The sequence below is a fragment of the Sporobacter termitidis DSM 10068 genome, from assembly GCF_900130065.1.
Lineage (GTDB): Bacteria > Bacillota > Clostridia > Oscillospirales > Oscillospiraceae > Sporobacter > Sporobacter termitidis.
The window spans coordinates 1-15,452 of sequence record NZ_FQXV01000004.1; the positions used below are offsets into that span (position 1 = coordinate 1).

Here is a 15,452-nt window from a genome sequence, read left to right on the forward strand (position 1 = left end):
TCTAGCTCTCGGATACGTCTCTGTGCTTTCGCCAAATCCTCTTCGTCAGGCTTCATATGGCCTGTTCCAGGAAAGGCGTTTTCCGGATCGGTTTTGTACTGTTCCGCCCATTTATATATTGTGTTGGAATGCAGGCCCAGCTCCGCCGCCAGGCTCCGCGCCGTCCTATGGCCGTCCAGAAACGATTGCGCTATTTCTTTCTTGAATTCTGCATCGAATTTCTTCATGTTGGACACCTCTTTTGTCTGATATTATATCAGCCATTTCTCGTGTCCGCATGAGCCAGTACGGCGCACGGCACAAGAACGGCGGGAGCAAGCCCCCGCCCCACAGCGGTCCCCAGGGTGCCGTGTGGTGGGACGCCGAGGGCGGCGTCCCCTACGGGTTGCGTACAATACATGATCGCACCACGGCAGGCCGCCGAAGGCCGGTAAACGGGGCTTCGCCCTTTGAGGTTTAGGCGAGTGACAAGATAACGAAAGACCGTTCTTCCAATGCACAGCCTCTTTGTTTCGGGGAGGAGGATTCATAAGGGGGAGGCGGCTTGCAAAAGCCTCCCCCTTATGCGTGTCTTTTGGTTACTTTTCTGCTCGTGCAGAAAAGTGACCCTGCGGAGCTTTCACGTCCCTCCGCCTGCAGGCGGCAAATCGTCTCCGCGCCGCAGCAATCCTCACGCCCCGCTTTTCGTCTCGTGATACTCCGTCTCCGTATTGACGTTCCAGATGTCGTTTTTGCTCTTTTTGTTCCCGCAGATGGCGGCGACGGCCTCGATGGCCGTCAGCATCGAGTGATCCATGTTGTTGTATTTATGCTGGCCGTTGCGGCCGATGCAGTAAAGGTTGTCGAACGTGTCGAGGAAATCGCGCACCTCGCCGAAGCGGGCGTACGAGCCAAAATAGGCGGGATAGGCCTTTTTGACGTTGATACGGACGCTGTCCAAAACGTTTTCGCGCCTGATGACGTCGATTTTCTCCAGCTCCCCGATGGCAAACTCGATGAATTTCTCATCCGGCATCGTCCACATGTCGTCGCCCTCGTTGCAGAAGTACTCCAGCCCGACAAAGATCGTATTCTCCAGATCCTCCACCATATATGGCGACCAGTTGTTGAAGATCTGCAGGCGGCCGAGCTTCACGTCGCGCTCCTGGACGTAGATCCAGCAGTCGGGGACGATATTGCCGACGGTTTTCATTTTCGTCTCGTTTTTGATTTCCAGCCGCTTCAGCAGGAGACCCACGGTGATAAAGTCCCGGTAGGGGAGCGCCTCGGCGACCTCGCGGACGTTTGCCGGGACGTCGCACATGCCGCAAACCAGGTCCTTGACCGGCATGGAGGAAAGGAAATAATCTCCGGTGAGCCGTGTGGCCTCGCCATCGTCACCGGCGGCGGTGACGGCGGCAACGTGGCCGTTTTCCCCGTGAATTTCCGTCACGCGGGTATTCATGCGGATTTCGCCGCCCTTTTCCCGGACGAGCTCGGCCAGCTGCTCCCAGAGCTGCCCCGGTCCCTTCTTGGGGTAATTGAACTCCTCAATGAGCGACGTCTCGACATTTTTGCTGCTATTCCCGACGAAGGGCTTTTTCAGGATGCTGAGGACGGCCTTTGACAGCGACAGCCCCTTGACGCGCTGCGCGCCCCAGTCGGGCGAGATTTTGCCGGGGTGCACGCCCCAAACCTTTTCGGTGTAATCCTCAAAAAACATCTCGTACAGCGGCTTGCCGAACCTGTTGATGTAAAAGTCCCCCAGCGACTCTTCCTTCCGCTTGAATATCGCCGAGCGCATATAGCCGAAGCCGGCCATCATGGTACGGGAAAAGCCCATGTTGATAAACGTCTGCGCCTTTAAAGAGATGGGGTAATCGAAGAATTTGCGGAGATAGAATATCCGCGAGACCCTGTTTCGTACGAGCATGACGCGGTCGGTTTTCTCGGGGTCCGGCCCGCCGGGGGCCAGGGGCTTCTTCCGGTCCAGCAGGGTATCGTCCCTGGCCGGCGTGCCCTGGAGGGGCATAATCTCCCGCCAGAGGTTCATGATCTCCTCGTTTTTTGAGAAAAAACGGTGGCCGCCAAGGTCCATCCTGTTGCCATGGTATTCCGCCGTGCGGGAGATGCCGCCGATAAAGCCGGTCTCCTCCAGCACGATCGGCTTGATATCCGTGTCGGTGAGCAGCTTGTACGCGGCGGTGAGCCCCGCGGGGCCGGCGCCGATGATGATCGCCGTCTTGTCTGCCATTTCCTTGTCTCCTATTTAAAAATAAGTATTTTTCTGCCGAGATAATTCCACATGAGCACAACGGCCGTGACCACGACCTTGACGAGCATGTAATGCAGCCCCAGGCGGGATACGCCGATATACATGCCCAGCTCCGTCAGGCCCAGGCCGATGCCGCCGACAACGGCGAATATCGCAAACGCGCCCACCGAGCGCCCAACCCTGCCGTTTTTCGCGGCGCTGAATACGAAGAGCAGCGAAAAAATGTAATTGAATACGAGCCCGGCCAGAAAGCCGATGGCCGTGGCGATATAGAGCCTGTAACCGCCGAGCTCCGGCAGAATCACCTGATTGAAGAGCGCCAGTATGCCGGCGTCGACCAGAAACGCCGCACCGCCGACGACGCAGTACCGGATGAATTCGAGGAGCAGCGGCCTGAGGTTTTTGATTTTATCCATGCTGAATGAACCACCTATATGACATAAAAGACGGCGGAGGACACGCAGAATACGGCCAGAACGGCACAGAAGGCGCCGAAGAGCGCCTTTCGGCCCCTGCCGCCCGCGAGCTTGTCCGACAAGAGCCCTAGAAACGCGGCCCCGGTGATCACCGTCGGGACGATGTAGCGGAAATCCATGGTGCAGCCGAAGGGGTATTTAATGTTGAAATACACAAAGGACACCATCAAAAGCGCCCATACCGCGGTAAAGCCCAGCACGGCCAGGCGATTTTTCCGTCTGTCGAAAAACAAAAACCAGACCACAGCGGCCAGCGACAGGATAATCAGAACAACGCTGGCGATGATCATGACAGCGGCCGCAGCGTCGTGCTTCGGCGAGAAGGCGAACTCCCCGAAGAGCGCGCACCGGACGGTGTACTCCCACAGCCTGAAATCGTCGAAGGGGCTGCAGTAGGGATTTTGCAGCATATTGGGCACCGAGAACGTCAGAAAACGCTCGGCGGCCGTCCTGTCCCCAACGTAGAGCGCGCTTGTCGCGGATATTCTGGCTACGAAGCCCAGCGGCTGCCCGAACAGCATCAGATTGCGTATCTGGTACCACAGACCCAGCGGAATGCAGATCACACCAAAGACGGCGAACTGGCCGAAAATGTTCCACGATTTCCCCTCGCGCAGGTGGCGCGCCAGGCCGAGAATAAAGATCAGCGCTGTAAAAACGGCGATCAGCGAACCGGAAAACTTCGTGCTCATCGCGCCGCCGATGCAGAGCGCCAGGAGGATAATGTTCTTGTAACAGGGGTTTTTATACCAGCGGACGGTATATAAAAACGCCGCCATGAAGAAGAACACCATCAGCATGTCGTTATTGATGCTGGCGGACAGGAGGATAAACGTGGGGTGAAAGGCGATGACGATAAGAGCGACCGCCCTGGCCCGCGGCGAAAAGTCCAGCGCGTCCAGCAGTCGGCCGCTCATCACAAGCAGGGCGCTGGAGGCAAAGCAGGGCACGAGCTTCGACGACTCGAATATCGTGTCCAGGTCCGTCGCGCCGGTGAGAAGCGCGTAGATTTTGGCGACGGCCGCGTCCGCGATGTGCGCCAGCGGCGGATGATAAAACTGCCCGCCGTAGGAATCCGGCAGGCCCTCCAGCCTGAAGAGCCGGTAGATATAGTCCAGGTGGCCGTAGCCGCCGTATGATAAAACGTCGTGGCCCCGGATATAAAACGGCGTGTACAGCATATAGCCGAAGCGCAGGACAAAGCCGGCCGCGATCGCCAGGGCGGTGAGCCGGCCCGCCGTCAGGCGCCGCGTCGCGAGGAGGTACACGGCGGCGGCGAGGAGAGCCAGCAGCAAAAGCGCCATCGCCAGCATGACCTTGGGGTCGCCGTCATATGGCGCCGACGCCTGGGCCAGCGCGCCGCTGTTTCCGCTGAGGGTCACAAGCGGGGAGAAAATGAGGTAAAAAATAAATAATCCGGCAAAAAGCCAGATATACGCCGAAAAGCCGGCGAACATCCGCCGGAAGCCGCCGCCATTGTTCAAGTTCAATCTGTCTTCCACCGGCCTGAGCCCTTTCTCTGTCGATGCGATATCCGAGCCATTTTACACCTGATTTTTATAATTTTATCGCAATTTTTGACGCGCTTTATGAATAAATTGTGAACATTCGGCTGGCCCCGCTGATAAAAATTTTCGTTTATCGACAGAAAAGAATAAAATAATGGAAAGATGTGCTGTTATTATTGTGTTATCCGTGGCATATAAAGTATAATAAGGCGGGATTAAGAATTTTCCTAAAACTGGGCTTTGACGCCGCAGGCGTTCGGTCACGTCATCAATTTGGAGGCTTACCATGAAAAAGCGCATCGCATCTGTTCTGCTCGTCCTCATCCTGGCAATCGGGGTCCTGCCAGCCGCCGCTCTCGCGTCCGGGGGGCTCGGCAACTTCGTCAGGGTCAATACATATCAAAGCGGGCTGTTTACAGACGTGGCGTCCTCCCAATGGTACACGCCGTACGTTCAGGCTGGCTTCGAGTACGGCCTGATCGACGGCACGACGACGTCGACCTATGCGCCCGGCGAGCATCTGACAATCGCCGAGGCCGTCAAGCTGGCCGCCTGCCTGCACAGCGTTTACACGACGGGCAGGGCGGACTTTACAGCCTCCGTGCCGTGGTACAGGCCCTATGCGGATTACGCTCTGAAAAACGGCATCATCTCCGAAGATTATGCCGATTACAACGCGCAGGCGACGCGGTCGGACTTCGCGCAGATCCTTGCCAAGGCACTTCCAGAGGAGGCGCTGACTGTGAAAAACAGCGTCGAGGATAACGCCATCCCCGATGTGCCGTTCAGCTACACCTACGCGCCGGCCGTCTATACGCTGTACAGAGCCGGCGTCCTCGTCGGCAGCGACGCTCAGGGGCATTTCCTGCCGAACAACGATATCACCAGGGCCGAAGTCGCCGCCATCGTCACGCGCATGGCAAACGCCTCCTTCCGGCAGAGCGTGACGCTGCGCCTTGACCTGACAACAACGCAGATTTTCGAAAAATGCGCGCCGGCCGTCTTCTTCATAAAGCTGTTCGATATCAAAGGCACCGCCATCAAAACGGGCAGCGGCTTCTTTATTGACGAGAACGGACTGGCCGTCACCAATTTCCACGTCATCAACGGCGCGGCCAGCGCCGTCGTCACCACGGCCGACGGCAAGGAGTACGACGTTGCCGGCGTGTACGATTACAGCAAGGAGAAGGACCTGGCGCTCATCAAGGTCGACGGCGGCGGCTTCCCATATCTGCAGACGGAGGATTCCGGCGCGCCGGTCACAGGAGACGACGTCTACGCCATCGGCAGCCCGCTGGGCTTTAAAAACACCATTTCTACCGGCATCATCTCCAGTGCTTCGCGGGATGTGGAAGGCCGGAACTACATACAAACCACGGCGGCGATCTCCTCCGGCAGCAGCGGCGGCGCCTTGCTGAACCGTTCCGGCAAGGTTATCGGCGTCACAACGGCGACGGCCAGCGGCGCCCAGAACATCAATCTCGCCCTGCCAATCGCCACGCTCAAGGATTTCGGCGCCACAAAGCTCGTCACGCTGAAATCGATCCTGCCCGATACGAAGTATTACGCCGAGCACTACCCGGTGCCGGATTTCGGCGCCTATGCCGGCGCTCCCGTTTATCAGGACGACGAGTTCGGCACCACCTACTACTACAAGGTGAGCGACCTGTCCAAAACGATCGAGGACGCGCTTAACGGGTACGCCGGCCTCCTGGATGACAACTGCTTCCAGTTCTATGGCTACGCCATCGAAAACGGCCAGATCATCACCTATTACATCAATGCGGCCTACGGCATCACCATGACCTTCAGCGACGTCGACCTCGACGGCACGGAGTGCATCCGCGTACAGATATTTTAGCTCGCCCCCGCTGGGGCGCCGCCGCGGCGTCTCGTTTCACAGGTGCGCATCGAACACTCCCTCCGGCCTATGCCGGAGGGAGTGTTCCGCTATGTCGCGATCAGCTCATTGAAGTTGCCGCGCTCTGTGTACGTCGTGTGCAGGAGCCGGTGGGACACGTGGCCGCCGGGCTCGCCGAGGTAATCCTTATAAAGGGCCAGGACGTCGGGGTTTTCGTGGGATTTGCGGAGCGCTTTGCTCTCGTCCTCGGCGTAGATGGCTTTCATGCGGCGGACCTTGTAATCCTCCGGCTTGCCGGCCATACGCGGCTGACCGCCGCCGTTAATACAGCCGGAGGGGCAGCCCATGATCTCGATAAAATGATAGGGGCTTGCGCCGTCTTCGACCTGGTGCATGAGCACGTCGGCGTTTTTGAGGCCGCTGGCCACGGCCACGCGGGCTGTCACGCCCTCCAGGAATCCGTATTCCGGCTTGACGTCTTCAAATTTCAGCGCCGCTTCCTTGATGCTGTCAAGGCCCATAATCGGCGTCAGGTGCAGGTTGTCGGAGGGGAGCTCCCGGCCTGTGGCCAGCTCGTAAACGGTGCGGAGCGCCGCCTCCATGACGCCGCCGGTAACGCCGAAGATGTCGGCGGCCCCGGTGGAAAAGCCCAAGGGTGCGTCAAAATCGCTCTCCTGGAGGCCGGCAAAGTCGATACCCGCCGATTTGATCATGCGCCCCAGCTCCCGCGTGGTGATGACGGCGTCCACGTTTGGATACCCGTTATTTTGCATTTCGGGCCGCTGGATCTCGTACTTTTTCGCCGTACACGGCATGACGGAGACGACGAAGAAATCCTTCGCCTCGGCGCCGAGCTTTTCGGCGTAGCAGCTCTTGATGAGCGCGCCCAGCATCATGTGGGGGCTTTTGCAGGTGGACAGATGGTCCAGCTGGCCCGGAAAGGCGTGCTCGATGTGCTTGATCCAGCCCGGGGAGCAGCTCGTGAGCATCGGGAGAACGGCGCCCTCCCCGGTCAGGGCCGCCTGCAGACGGCGCAGGAGCTCGGCGCCCTCCTCCATGATGGTGAGGTCGGCGGCGAAATTTGTGTCGAAGACGTCGTCAAAGCCCAGCTCGCGGAGCGCCGACGCCAGCCTGCCGGTGACGCGGGTGCCGGCCTCCATACCGAATTCCTCGCCCAGCGCGGCGCGCACAGCCGGCGCGACCTGAACGGCCACGCGCTTCGACGGATTGCTCAGCGCCGCCCAGACCCTGCCGATATGGTCTGTTTCGACGATGGCGCCCGTGGGGCAGACGGCGGAGCATTGGCCGCACATGGCGCAGTTGACGCCCAGAAGCGGCAGGTCCATGGCGGGGGAAATCGTCGTTTCAAAGCCCCTGTTCTGGCTGCCGATGGCACCGACGCCCTGAATATCGTTGCAGGCCGTCACGCAGCGGCGGCAGAGGATGCATTTGGACGGGTCCCGGGTGATCGCGGGGGATATATCGATAGGTGCCCTCGTCGATTTGTTGGGAATTCTTGCCGTGCTGATATCCAGCGTATAGCCCAGCTCCTGCAGCTCGCAGCTTTGGTTGCGCCCGCAGCTCATGCAGTCCTTCGGGTGGCTGGATATGACGAGATCGTACAGAATTTTTCTGGCTTTCCGGACCCTTTCCGAGTTCGTTTTCACCACCATGCCGTTCTGCGCCTTGACGATGCAGGAGGCCATCAGGTTTTTTTGCCCCTCCACCTCCACAACGCAGATACGGCAGGAGCCGTTGGTGTGGATGCCGGGGAGGCTGCACAGCGTCGGAATCTTGACGCCGGCGAGCTTGGCGCACTGGAGGAGCGTTACGCCCTCGGGCGCGGATACGGGTTTCCCGTTAATCGTCAGTTCCAGCATCGTCGCGCCCTCCCTTAACAGACAACCGCGTCAAACTTGCAGGCGTCGCTGCAGACGCCGCACTTGACGCACTTGTCGGTATTTATCGAATGGGGCTGCCGGATAACGCCGGAAATCGCGCCGGCGGGACATTTCGCGGCGCAGGCCGCGCAGCCCCGGCATTTGTCCGGGTCGATGGCGTAGATTCTCAGCGCTTTGCAGACGTGCGCCGGGCACTGCTTGTCGACGACGTGGGCAAGATATTCGTCCTTAAAGTATCTGAGCGTTGTCAAAACGGGGTTCGGCGCCGTCTGACCCAGGCCGCACATCGCCGTCTGGCCGACGATGACGGCCAGCTCCTGCAGCTCCTCCAGGTCCTCCGGCGCGCCGCGCCCGGACGTGATTTTCAAAAGCAGCTCCAGCATGCGCTTTGTGCCGCTGCGGCACGGAACGCAGTGCCCGCAGCTCTCGTCCTGGACGAATTCCATGAAGAACCTGGCCGTGTCCACCAGACAGGTGTTCTCGTCCATGGCGATGAGGCCGCCCGAGCCCATGATCGCTCCCATGGCCGACAGGCTCTCGTAGTCCACGGAGACGTCCAGGTGCGCAACAGTCAGGCAGCCGCCGGAGGGGCCGCCTGACTGGACAGCCTTGAAAGCCCTGCCGCCCTTCATGCCCCCGCCCATACCGAAGATGATGGTCCGGAGCGTCATGCCCATGGGTATCTCAATGATGCCGGAATTGACGATATCGCCGGCCAGGGCGAAAACCTTTGTGCCCCGGCTTTTCCCGACCCCGTAGGAGGCAAACCACCCGGCGCCGTTTAAAATGATGGCGGGGACGTTGGCGAGGGTCTCCACGTTGTTGATGATGGTCGGACAGCCCCAGAGCCCCGACTGGAAGGGGAAGGGGGGCTTCTGCCGCGGCTCGCCGCGCTTGCCCTCGATGGAATTGATCAGCGCGGTTTCCTCGCCGCAGACGAAAGCGCCGGCGCCGATGCGGATCTCGATATCAAAGTCAAAGCCTGCACCGAGAATGTCGCTGCCCAGGAGACCGGCCGCGCGCGCGTCGTCAAGCGCCTTGCCGAGGCGGTCCACCGCCAGCGGATATTCCGCGCGGACGTAAACGTAGCCCTTGTTCGCCCCGATGACGTAGCCGCCGATGGCCAGCGCCTCGATGACGCTGTGGGGATCGCCCTCCAGGACGCTCCTGTCCATGAACGCGCCGGGGTCGCCCTCGTCGGCGTTGCAGATGATGTATTTCTGATCCCCCGGCTGGTTCATGCCCGACTGCCACTTGACGCCCGTGGGGAAGCCGGCGCCGCCGCGGCCGCGCAGCCCGGCGTCGATGAGCTCCTGCGCCGTCCTCTCGCGGCCCAGGTCCGTGAGAACCTTGGCCAAGGCGAAATAGCCGTCGTGGGCGACGACGTCCTCCAGGGAGGAAAAGTCGACCCTGCCGCAGTTGCGCAGGGCGATTTTCACCTGCTCGGAGAAAAAGCCGATATCCTTCATGTAGGGGAGGTATTCGCCCCTGTCGGTGTCGAAATAGCAGAGCTCCTGTACGAGCTCGCCGCCCCTCAGGTGCCTGTCGGCGATGGACCATGCCTTTTCGGGGGTGAGGTCGCCGTAGAAGACGCCGTCGGGGTCCACCACCATGCACGGCCCGTGGGCGCACAGCCCGATGCAGCCGGTGACGACGAGCCGGACGTCGTTAGAAAGCCCCGCGCTGTCTACGGCCGCCCTGAGGGCTTCGGCCACCTTGTCGCAGCGCGACGAGACGCAGCCGGCGCCGCCGCAGATGTAAACGGTGAATTTATATGTAGAGGCTTGAGTACGGATGGCATCGCGAAGGGCCGCAAGATCGCTCGGGCTTTTGATAATCGCATTGCGCATCGTGCGTCACTCCTCTCACTTTCCGCCGCAGTACCACGGCTCAAGGATGCTTGGGAGATCGGCGGCCTTGACCTCGGGATATACCGTGTCGTCGATCGTCATCGCCGGCGCCAGGCCGCAGGAGCCGATGCATCGGGCAATTTCAAAGGTGAAGACGCCGTCGGCCGTTGTGCCGCCCGCCTGAATGCCGAGCTGCTTTTCCAGCGACTCGACGATGCTCACGCCGCCCCTGACATAACAGGCCGTGCCCATACAGACGCGGATGGTGTGGCGGCCCCGCGGCGTGGTGGCAAAAAAAGAATAGAAGCTCACGACGCCCGCTACGGTGGACAGCGGCAGCCCCAGCTCCTCGGCGACGATCTGCTGGACGGTGAGCGGGAGATATCCGTACACACTCTGGACCATATGCAGGACCTGTATGAGGCTCCCTTCCTTGTCCTTGTAGCCTGACGCGAGCTGCCGGACACGCTGCAGCAGTTCCTCCTCCGTGCCGGTGCAGCCGGAAACGTGATTTACCGTCGTTTTCATTTTTTCACCCTCTGACAATGATTTTGCCCGCAAAGCAACAGATGAATTATTCAACACTGAATATACTAAACTGCATTTTTTGAAAAATCAATATATTCATGTTAAAAAATTAACTAAATTGATGGCGAAAAAATTAAACTTGAATGAGGCCCTGGCACGGTTGTTGCGGCAATTAATCGTTATCTATCGGATACGTGCACATAATGCCTCGGCGGTGCGAATACCGTCGACGGCGGCGGACATGATGCCCCCGGCATAGCCGGCGCCTTCGCCGCAGGGGTAGAGGCCTTTGAGCCCGGCCGCCTGATAGCCGTCCCTGTCGATGCGGACGGGGGAGGAGCTTCTCGTCTCCACGGCCGTCAGCACGGCGTCGGGGTGCGCAAAGCCGCGGACGCTTTTGTCGAGCGCGGGCAGCGCTTCGGCCAGCGCCTGGCAGACGAAGTGCGGCAGCACATCCCAGAGATTGCACCAGCGGACGCCCGGCCTGTACGTGGGCGTGACGGTGCCGCAGGACCTGGACGGCCGCCTGGCCAGAAAATCTCCGGCAAGCTGTGCCGGCGCGCGGTAATCGCCGCCGCCGTGGGTGAACGCCGCCCGTTCCAGCGCCTCTTGAAAGCGTACACCGGAAAGGGGAGACGCACCGAAATCATCGGGCGTGACGCTGACGAGCAGGCCGCCGTTGCAATTGACCCCGTCTCGGGCGTATTCGCTCATGCCGTTCGTCACCACCTGGCCGGTGCCGCTGGCCGAGGCGATCACGGCCCCGCCCGGGCACACGCAGAAGGTGTAGACCGCCCGGCCGCCCTTGAGGTGGACGGCGAGCTTGTAGTCGGCGGCGGGCAGCGTGCCCAGCGTGGCCGCCTGACGGTACTGGGCCAGGTCGATATCCTTCTGCAGGTGCTCGATGCGCACGCCGACGGAGAAGTTCTTTGCCGACAGCCGGACGCCGGCGAGCTCCAGCATTTCAAATGTGTCGCGCGCGCTGTTCCCCGGCGCCAGGATCAGGTGCGGGGCCTCCAGCTGATACGCTTCGCCGCCGGTCTCGACCTCCGCCGACCGGAGACTGCCGCCGTCAAAGCTTAGCCCGGCGAGCCGGTGCCCGAAGCGGATGTCGCAGCCCAGCGTCAAAAGGTGCGCGCGCAGGTTGGCCACGACGCGCCGCAGCCTGTCGGTACCGATGTGCGGCTGTGCCAGATATAAGATATCCTCCGGCGCACCGAACTCCACGAACCGCCGCAGCACGTAGGAGATGCGCTCGTCGCCGATCCCCGTGGTCAGCTTGCCGTCCGAGAAGGTCCCCGCGCCGCCCTCGCCGAACTGGACGTTCGAGTCCTCGTCCAGCGCGCCCGTTTGCCAGAAGCGCTCGACGTCCCGTGCGCGCTCCTCCACGGGCTTCCCGCGCTCGAGGACGACCGGCGCAAGGCCTGCTTCCGCCAGGCACAGGGCGGCAAACAGGCCGGCCGGACCCAGCCCCGCCACAACGGGCCTTGCTCCGGCGCCGAGCCCGACAAACGGGAACGCATACGTCTCGGGCGGGGTATACGGGGCGGCAAGGCCGCTGTTCTCCTTTAGGATTTTTTCCTCAGCCGCCGCCGACAGCGCCAGCGTATAGACGAAGCGGACGTCGTTTTTGCGCCGGGCATCCACGGAGCGTTTCAGGATTGTGAGCGCTTTGATATCGCCGGCGCTGACGCCGAGGGCGTCCGCGGCAAAAGCCGCCAGCCCGTCCGCGCCGACGGACGCCGGGATTCTCAGGTTTGAAATCTTGATCATTTACCATATTTCCTTTCCGGAAAATTGTCCTTCCGATGGTATCATCATTTCCTTTCCCGGACAAGTACAGCCGTCGGACAGGTCGAGCATGTCTGTGAAATATATATAAATGATATTGACAAACAGGAGTGAGTGTAGTATATTATAGACAGAAAGGGTGATTCCAATGTTCTACGCAGCCGGCCCAACAGGGCGAGCCCTTTCGGGTGGAATTTTCCGGTGAGCTTTTGAGCCCGGCAGATATTTACGGCAGAGGGGACACAATGTCCAAACGCGCAAAACGGCGGAATAATATCCGCCGGCATCCTTCGGGAGCCTGCGTGCGCGCCAGCTGCAAAGGAAATGTATGACCAGGGTTTCGGAGGTTCCCAGGGAGAAAGGCGGACGAATTTATTGACAGATGAACAGGCGAGGTAGCCCCGCATCCGCGCAGGACGGATGCGGGGTTGTGCTTTGCGGGGGGTATATCCCGCGCGGAATTTGCCGCGCTTGGGGCGGATATTGCCGGATTTTTTGCGGACTTTATCGCCAACTGCATGAACTTTGTTAAAGAATTGCCAAAACACGTTAATTTGTGCTTTTTGCTATAAATCACTGTACAAACACCGGCGCGTTGAGATATAATGTATAACTGCGGGGAATGTTAATCTAATGGGGGAAATATTATATGGTACATATCTGCGACGGTTATGAAAAAATGGATTTCACAAAGGTGACGGATATGCTGGCAAAGGCATACTGGTCCGAGGACATCGGGCAGGATGAGGTCATGCGGGGCGCCTCCAATTCCGCGCTCGTCGTCGGGGCGTTTGTGGAGGACGAGCAGATCGGCTACGCGAGAGCCGTTTCCGACAAAACCAGGTTCGCTTACATCATGGACGTTTATGTGGACGAGCGGTACAGAAATCAGGGCATCGGGCAGAGCCTCGTCAATTATATTTTAGATCACGAGAGCTTGAAGGACGTTTACCAGTGGCTGCTTTCAACACGGGACGCCCACGGCCTCTACGCCAACTGCGGCTTCCAGCCCCTGGCCCAGCCCCAGCGCCTGATGGCCCTCAAGCGGGAAGTGAAGAACGCGCCCAACCGCCGTCTCATTATATAAACAGGGCCGCGGCGTAATCCTGAAAATATACGAGCGCCCCGCATCTGCGTCAGGCAGGTGCGGGGCGCGTTGTCCGTTTGCGGAGTTGACAACGCGGCACGCGGCACTCTATTATATAAATAAAGATAAATATCCGCGATTTGTGTCGATGAATAACCGCGGCCAGAAAAAAGGTGACGTCAATGGAACCGGTCAAATGGGACGAATCTATCAGCGTCGGCGTTGAGGCGCTGGACAGCGACCACCGCCGGCTTGTCGGCATGATCAACAAGCTCGCCGAGGCGCTCGATGCCGGGGAAAGCGACAAGGTCCTCCTGAACCTGCTGAACGGGATGAAAAATTACGCCATAGAGCATTTCAGCAGGGAGGAGTCGTACATGCTGTTCATTAAATATCCCGGCTTAAAGGCGCATAAGGAGCAGCACGCCCGCTTTGTGCGGAAGGTCATCGGCTTCGAGGCGGACTACAAAAGGGACAGGGCCCTCCTGGGGCAGACGATCATGCCGTTTCTGATGGAGTGGCTCATCGGGCATATTATGGAGTCCGATAAAAAGTACTGCGCGTACATACCGAAATAATCCGAAGGCAGCGGACGCGTTCCGCTGCTTTTGCGTTATTGCGCGTCATTGGACGGTGTTTACAATTTCACGTCTGTGTGATAATATTTCCATCAGATTTCATAATACGACACTATTGACAAAGGAAGATTTTATGCTCGACAGGCTTGTTGAAATAGAAGAAAAGTACGTCGACCTTGAAACGCGGATGCAGGACCCGAATGTCTATTCCGACCCGGCGCTCTATGCAAGGCTTGCCCGGGAGCAGAAGGAGCTGGGCCGGGTCGTCGAGGCATACCGCCGCTACAAGAAAGCACAGAAGGATATGGAGGACGCCTGCGCCCTGATGTGCGAGCCGGAATTCAAGGAAGTGGCGCAGGAGGAGTTCGACAGGGCCCGCTGCGACATGGAGCGCATCGAGGAGGAGATCAGGATTCTCCTGCTGCCCTGCGACCCCAACGACTCCAAGAACGTCATCGTTGAGATCAGGGGCGGCGCCGGGGGGGAGGAGGCCGCGCTGTTTGCCAACAGCCTCTACCGCATGTATTCGATGTATGCCGACTCCAAGCGCTGGAAGACGGAGCTTGCCAATCTGAATGAGACGGAGCTCGGCGGCATCAAGGAGGTCAGCTTCATTATCGTCGGCGAGGGCGCGTATTCGCGCCTCAAGTACGAAAGCGGCGTTCACCGCGTCCAGCGCGTGCCGGATACGGAGTCCTCGGGGCGCATCCACACGAGCACCGTTACCGTCGCCGTCCTGCCGGAGATGGAGGAGCTGGACTTCGAGATCAACCCCAACGACCTGCAGATCGACACCTTCCGCTCGTCCGGCGCCGGCGGCCAGCACGTCAACAAGACCGAGTCGGCCATCCGCATCACGCACCTGCCCACGGGCACCGTCGTCGAATGTCAGGACGAGCGCAGTCAGCACAAGAACAAGGATCGCGCGATGAAGATTCTCGTCTCGCGCCTGTACGAGGAGGAGCAGCGCAAGCAGTGCGACGCCCAGGCGGCCGAGCGTAAAAGCCAAGTCGGCACCGGCGACCGCTCCGAGCGCATCCGCACCTACAATTTTCCACAGGGCCGCCTGACGGACCACCGCATCGGCCTGACCCTCTACAAGCTCGAGCAGGTCATGAACGGCGACCTCGACGAGGTCATCGACGCTCTCATCATCGCCGACCAGACGGAAAAGCTCAAAAACCAAGCCGAATAGCCCACCCAATTTCCCCACGCGGCAGGCCGCGCGGGGGACCCCTGATGATTTAATCTGCCGGGCGGAAATGAATTCCGCCTCGGCATAAATCTCGCTGACGCTCGATTTTACGCGCCGACTTCGGCGCGGCTCGCTGGCGCTCGCTAGGCTGCGCCCTATGACCCCTTTTTATGGGGCTTCGCCCCATACCCCTTTCGAGGCTTCGCCCCGGATTCCGGGTGAGGCTCCCTTTTCAAGGGAGTTGGCGTCGCAGCGGACTGAGAATTTTCCTTATGTCGCGCCGCAGCATCTTCCGGGCTCACGTAGGGGCGATTATCAATCGCCCGTCGTCCTGCATCCCGTAGGGGACGCCGGCTTCGGCGTCCTACGCGCGGTAAGAAATTCACAAAGGACCCGTAGCCGGCGGGACGACTCGGCCTGCCG

12 protein-coding genes are annotated in these 15,452 nt (G+C 59.8%); 4 read left to right on the forward strand and 8 right to left on the reverse strand.

The window, feature by feature from the left end:
* From BUB60_RS06830 to BUB60_RS06845, 4 genes are all read right to left on the reverse strand, one after another.
* Positions 1–227: transposase (locus tag BUB60_RS06830; RefSeq protein ID WP_143162293.1), on the reverse strand; the 227-nt coding region annotated here is incomplete at its 3' end.
* A 443-nt stretch (positions 228–670) separates the two neighbouring features.
* Positions 671–2,233 (reverse strand): NAD(P)/FAD-dependent oxidoreductase, encoded by a 1,563-nt coding sequence (locus BUB60_RS06835; protein WP_073077072.1) that lies wholly within the window; start codon positions 2,231–2,233, stop codon positions 671–673.
* Between the two features lie 11 nt (positions 2,234–2,244).
* Positions 2,245–2,670, reverse strand: coding sequence for a GtrA family protein (locus BUB60_RS06840; protein WP_073077074.1), 426 nt, complete (start codon positions 2,668–2,670; stop codon positions 2,245–2,247).
* A 14-nt stretch (positions 2,671–2,684) separates the two neighbouring features.
* Positions 2,685–4,220 (reverse strand): ArnT family glycosyltransferase, encoded by a 1,536-nt coding sequence (locus tag BUB60_RS06845; protein WP_073077076.1) that lies wholly within the window; start codon positions 4,218–4,220, stop codon positions 2,685–2,687.
* Between the two features lie 304 nt (positions 4,221–4,524).
* On the opposite strand from BUB60_RS06845, the gene BUB60_RS06850 reads away from it, so the two are divergent.
* Positions 4,525–6,099, forward strand: a complete 1,575-nt coding sequence (locus tag BUB60_RS06850; RefSeq protein ID WP_073077079.1) for a trypsin-like peptidase domain-containing protein — start codon at positions 4,525–4,527, stop codon at positions 6,097–6,099.
* 89 nt (positions 6,100–6,188) lie between these two features.
* Here the strand turns inward: BUB60_RS06850 and BUB60_RS06855 are convergent, their stop codons facing one another.
* The 4 genes from BUB60_RS06855 to BUB60_RS06870 form a co-directional block, all read right to left on the reverse strand.
* Positions 6,189–7,979, reverse strand: a complete 1,791-nt coding sequence (locus BUB60_RS06855) for an NADH-dependent [FeFe] hydrogenase, group A6 (protein WP_073077081.1) — start codon at positions 7,977–7,979, stop codon at positions 6,189–6,191.
* Between the two features lie 14 nt (positions 7,980–7,993).
* A complete protein-coding gene (locus BUB60_RS06860) occupies positions 7,994–9,850 on the reverse strand; it encodes a (2Fe-2S) ferredoxin domain-containing protein (protein ID WP_084726314.1) in 1,857 nt (618 codons plus the stop codon).
* A 15-nt stretch (positions 9,851–9,865) separates the two neighbouring features.
* Complete coding sequence (locus BUB60_RS06865) at positions 9,866–10,378, reverse strand: NADH-quinone oxidoreductase subunit NuoE family protein (protein WP_073077083.1); 513 nt, start codon at positions 10,376–10,378, stop codon at positions 9,866–9,868.
* Positions 10,379–10,561: 183 nt separating this feature from the next.
* Entirely contained in the window at positions 10,562–12,151 is a 1,590-nt protein-coding gene (locus BUB60_RS06870) for an NAD(P)/FAD-dependent oxidoreductase (protein ID WP_073077085.1), read from the reverse strand.
* Positions 12,152–12,818: 667 nt separating this feature from the next.
* Here BUB60_RS06870 and BUB60_RS06875 point away from each other — a divergent pair.
* The 3 genes from BUB60_RS06875 to prfA all read left to right on the forward strand — a co-directional run bounded on the left by BUB60_RS06875 (position 12,819) and on the right by prfA (position 15,029).
* Positions 12,819–13,256, forward strand: a complete 438-nt coding sequence (locus BUB60_RS06875) for a GNAT family N-acetyltransferase (protein ID WP_073077087.1) — start codon at positions 12,819–12,821, stop codon at positions 13,254–13,256.
* Positions 13,257–13,438: 182 nt separating this feature from the next.
* Positions 13,439–13,834, forward strand: a complete 396-nt coding sequence (locus tag BUB60_RS06880; RefSeq protein WP_073077089.1) for a bacteriohemerythrin — start codon at positions 13,439–13,441, stop codon at positions 13,832–13,834.
* A gap of 133 nt (positions 13,835–13,967) precedes the next feature.
* Complete coding sequence (gene prfA / locus BUB60_RS06885; protein WP_073077091.1) at positions 13,968–15,029, forward strand: peptide chain release factor 1; 1,062 nt, start codon at positions 13,968–13,970, stop codon at positions 15,027–15,029.
* The last annotated feature ends 423 nt before the right edge of the window (positions 15,030–15,452 follow it).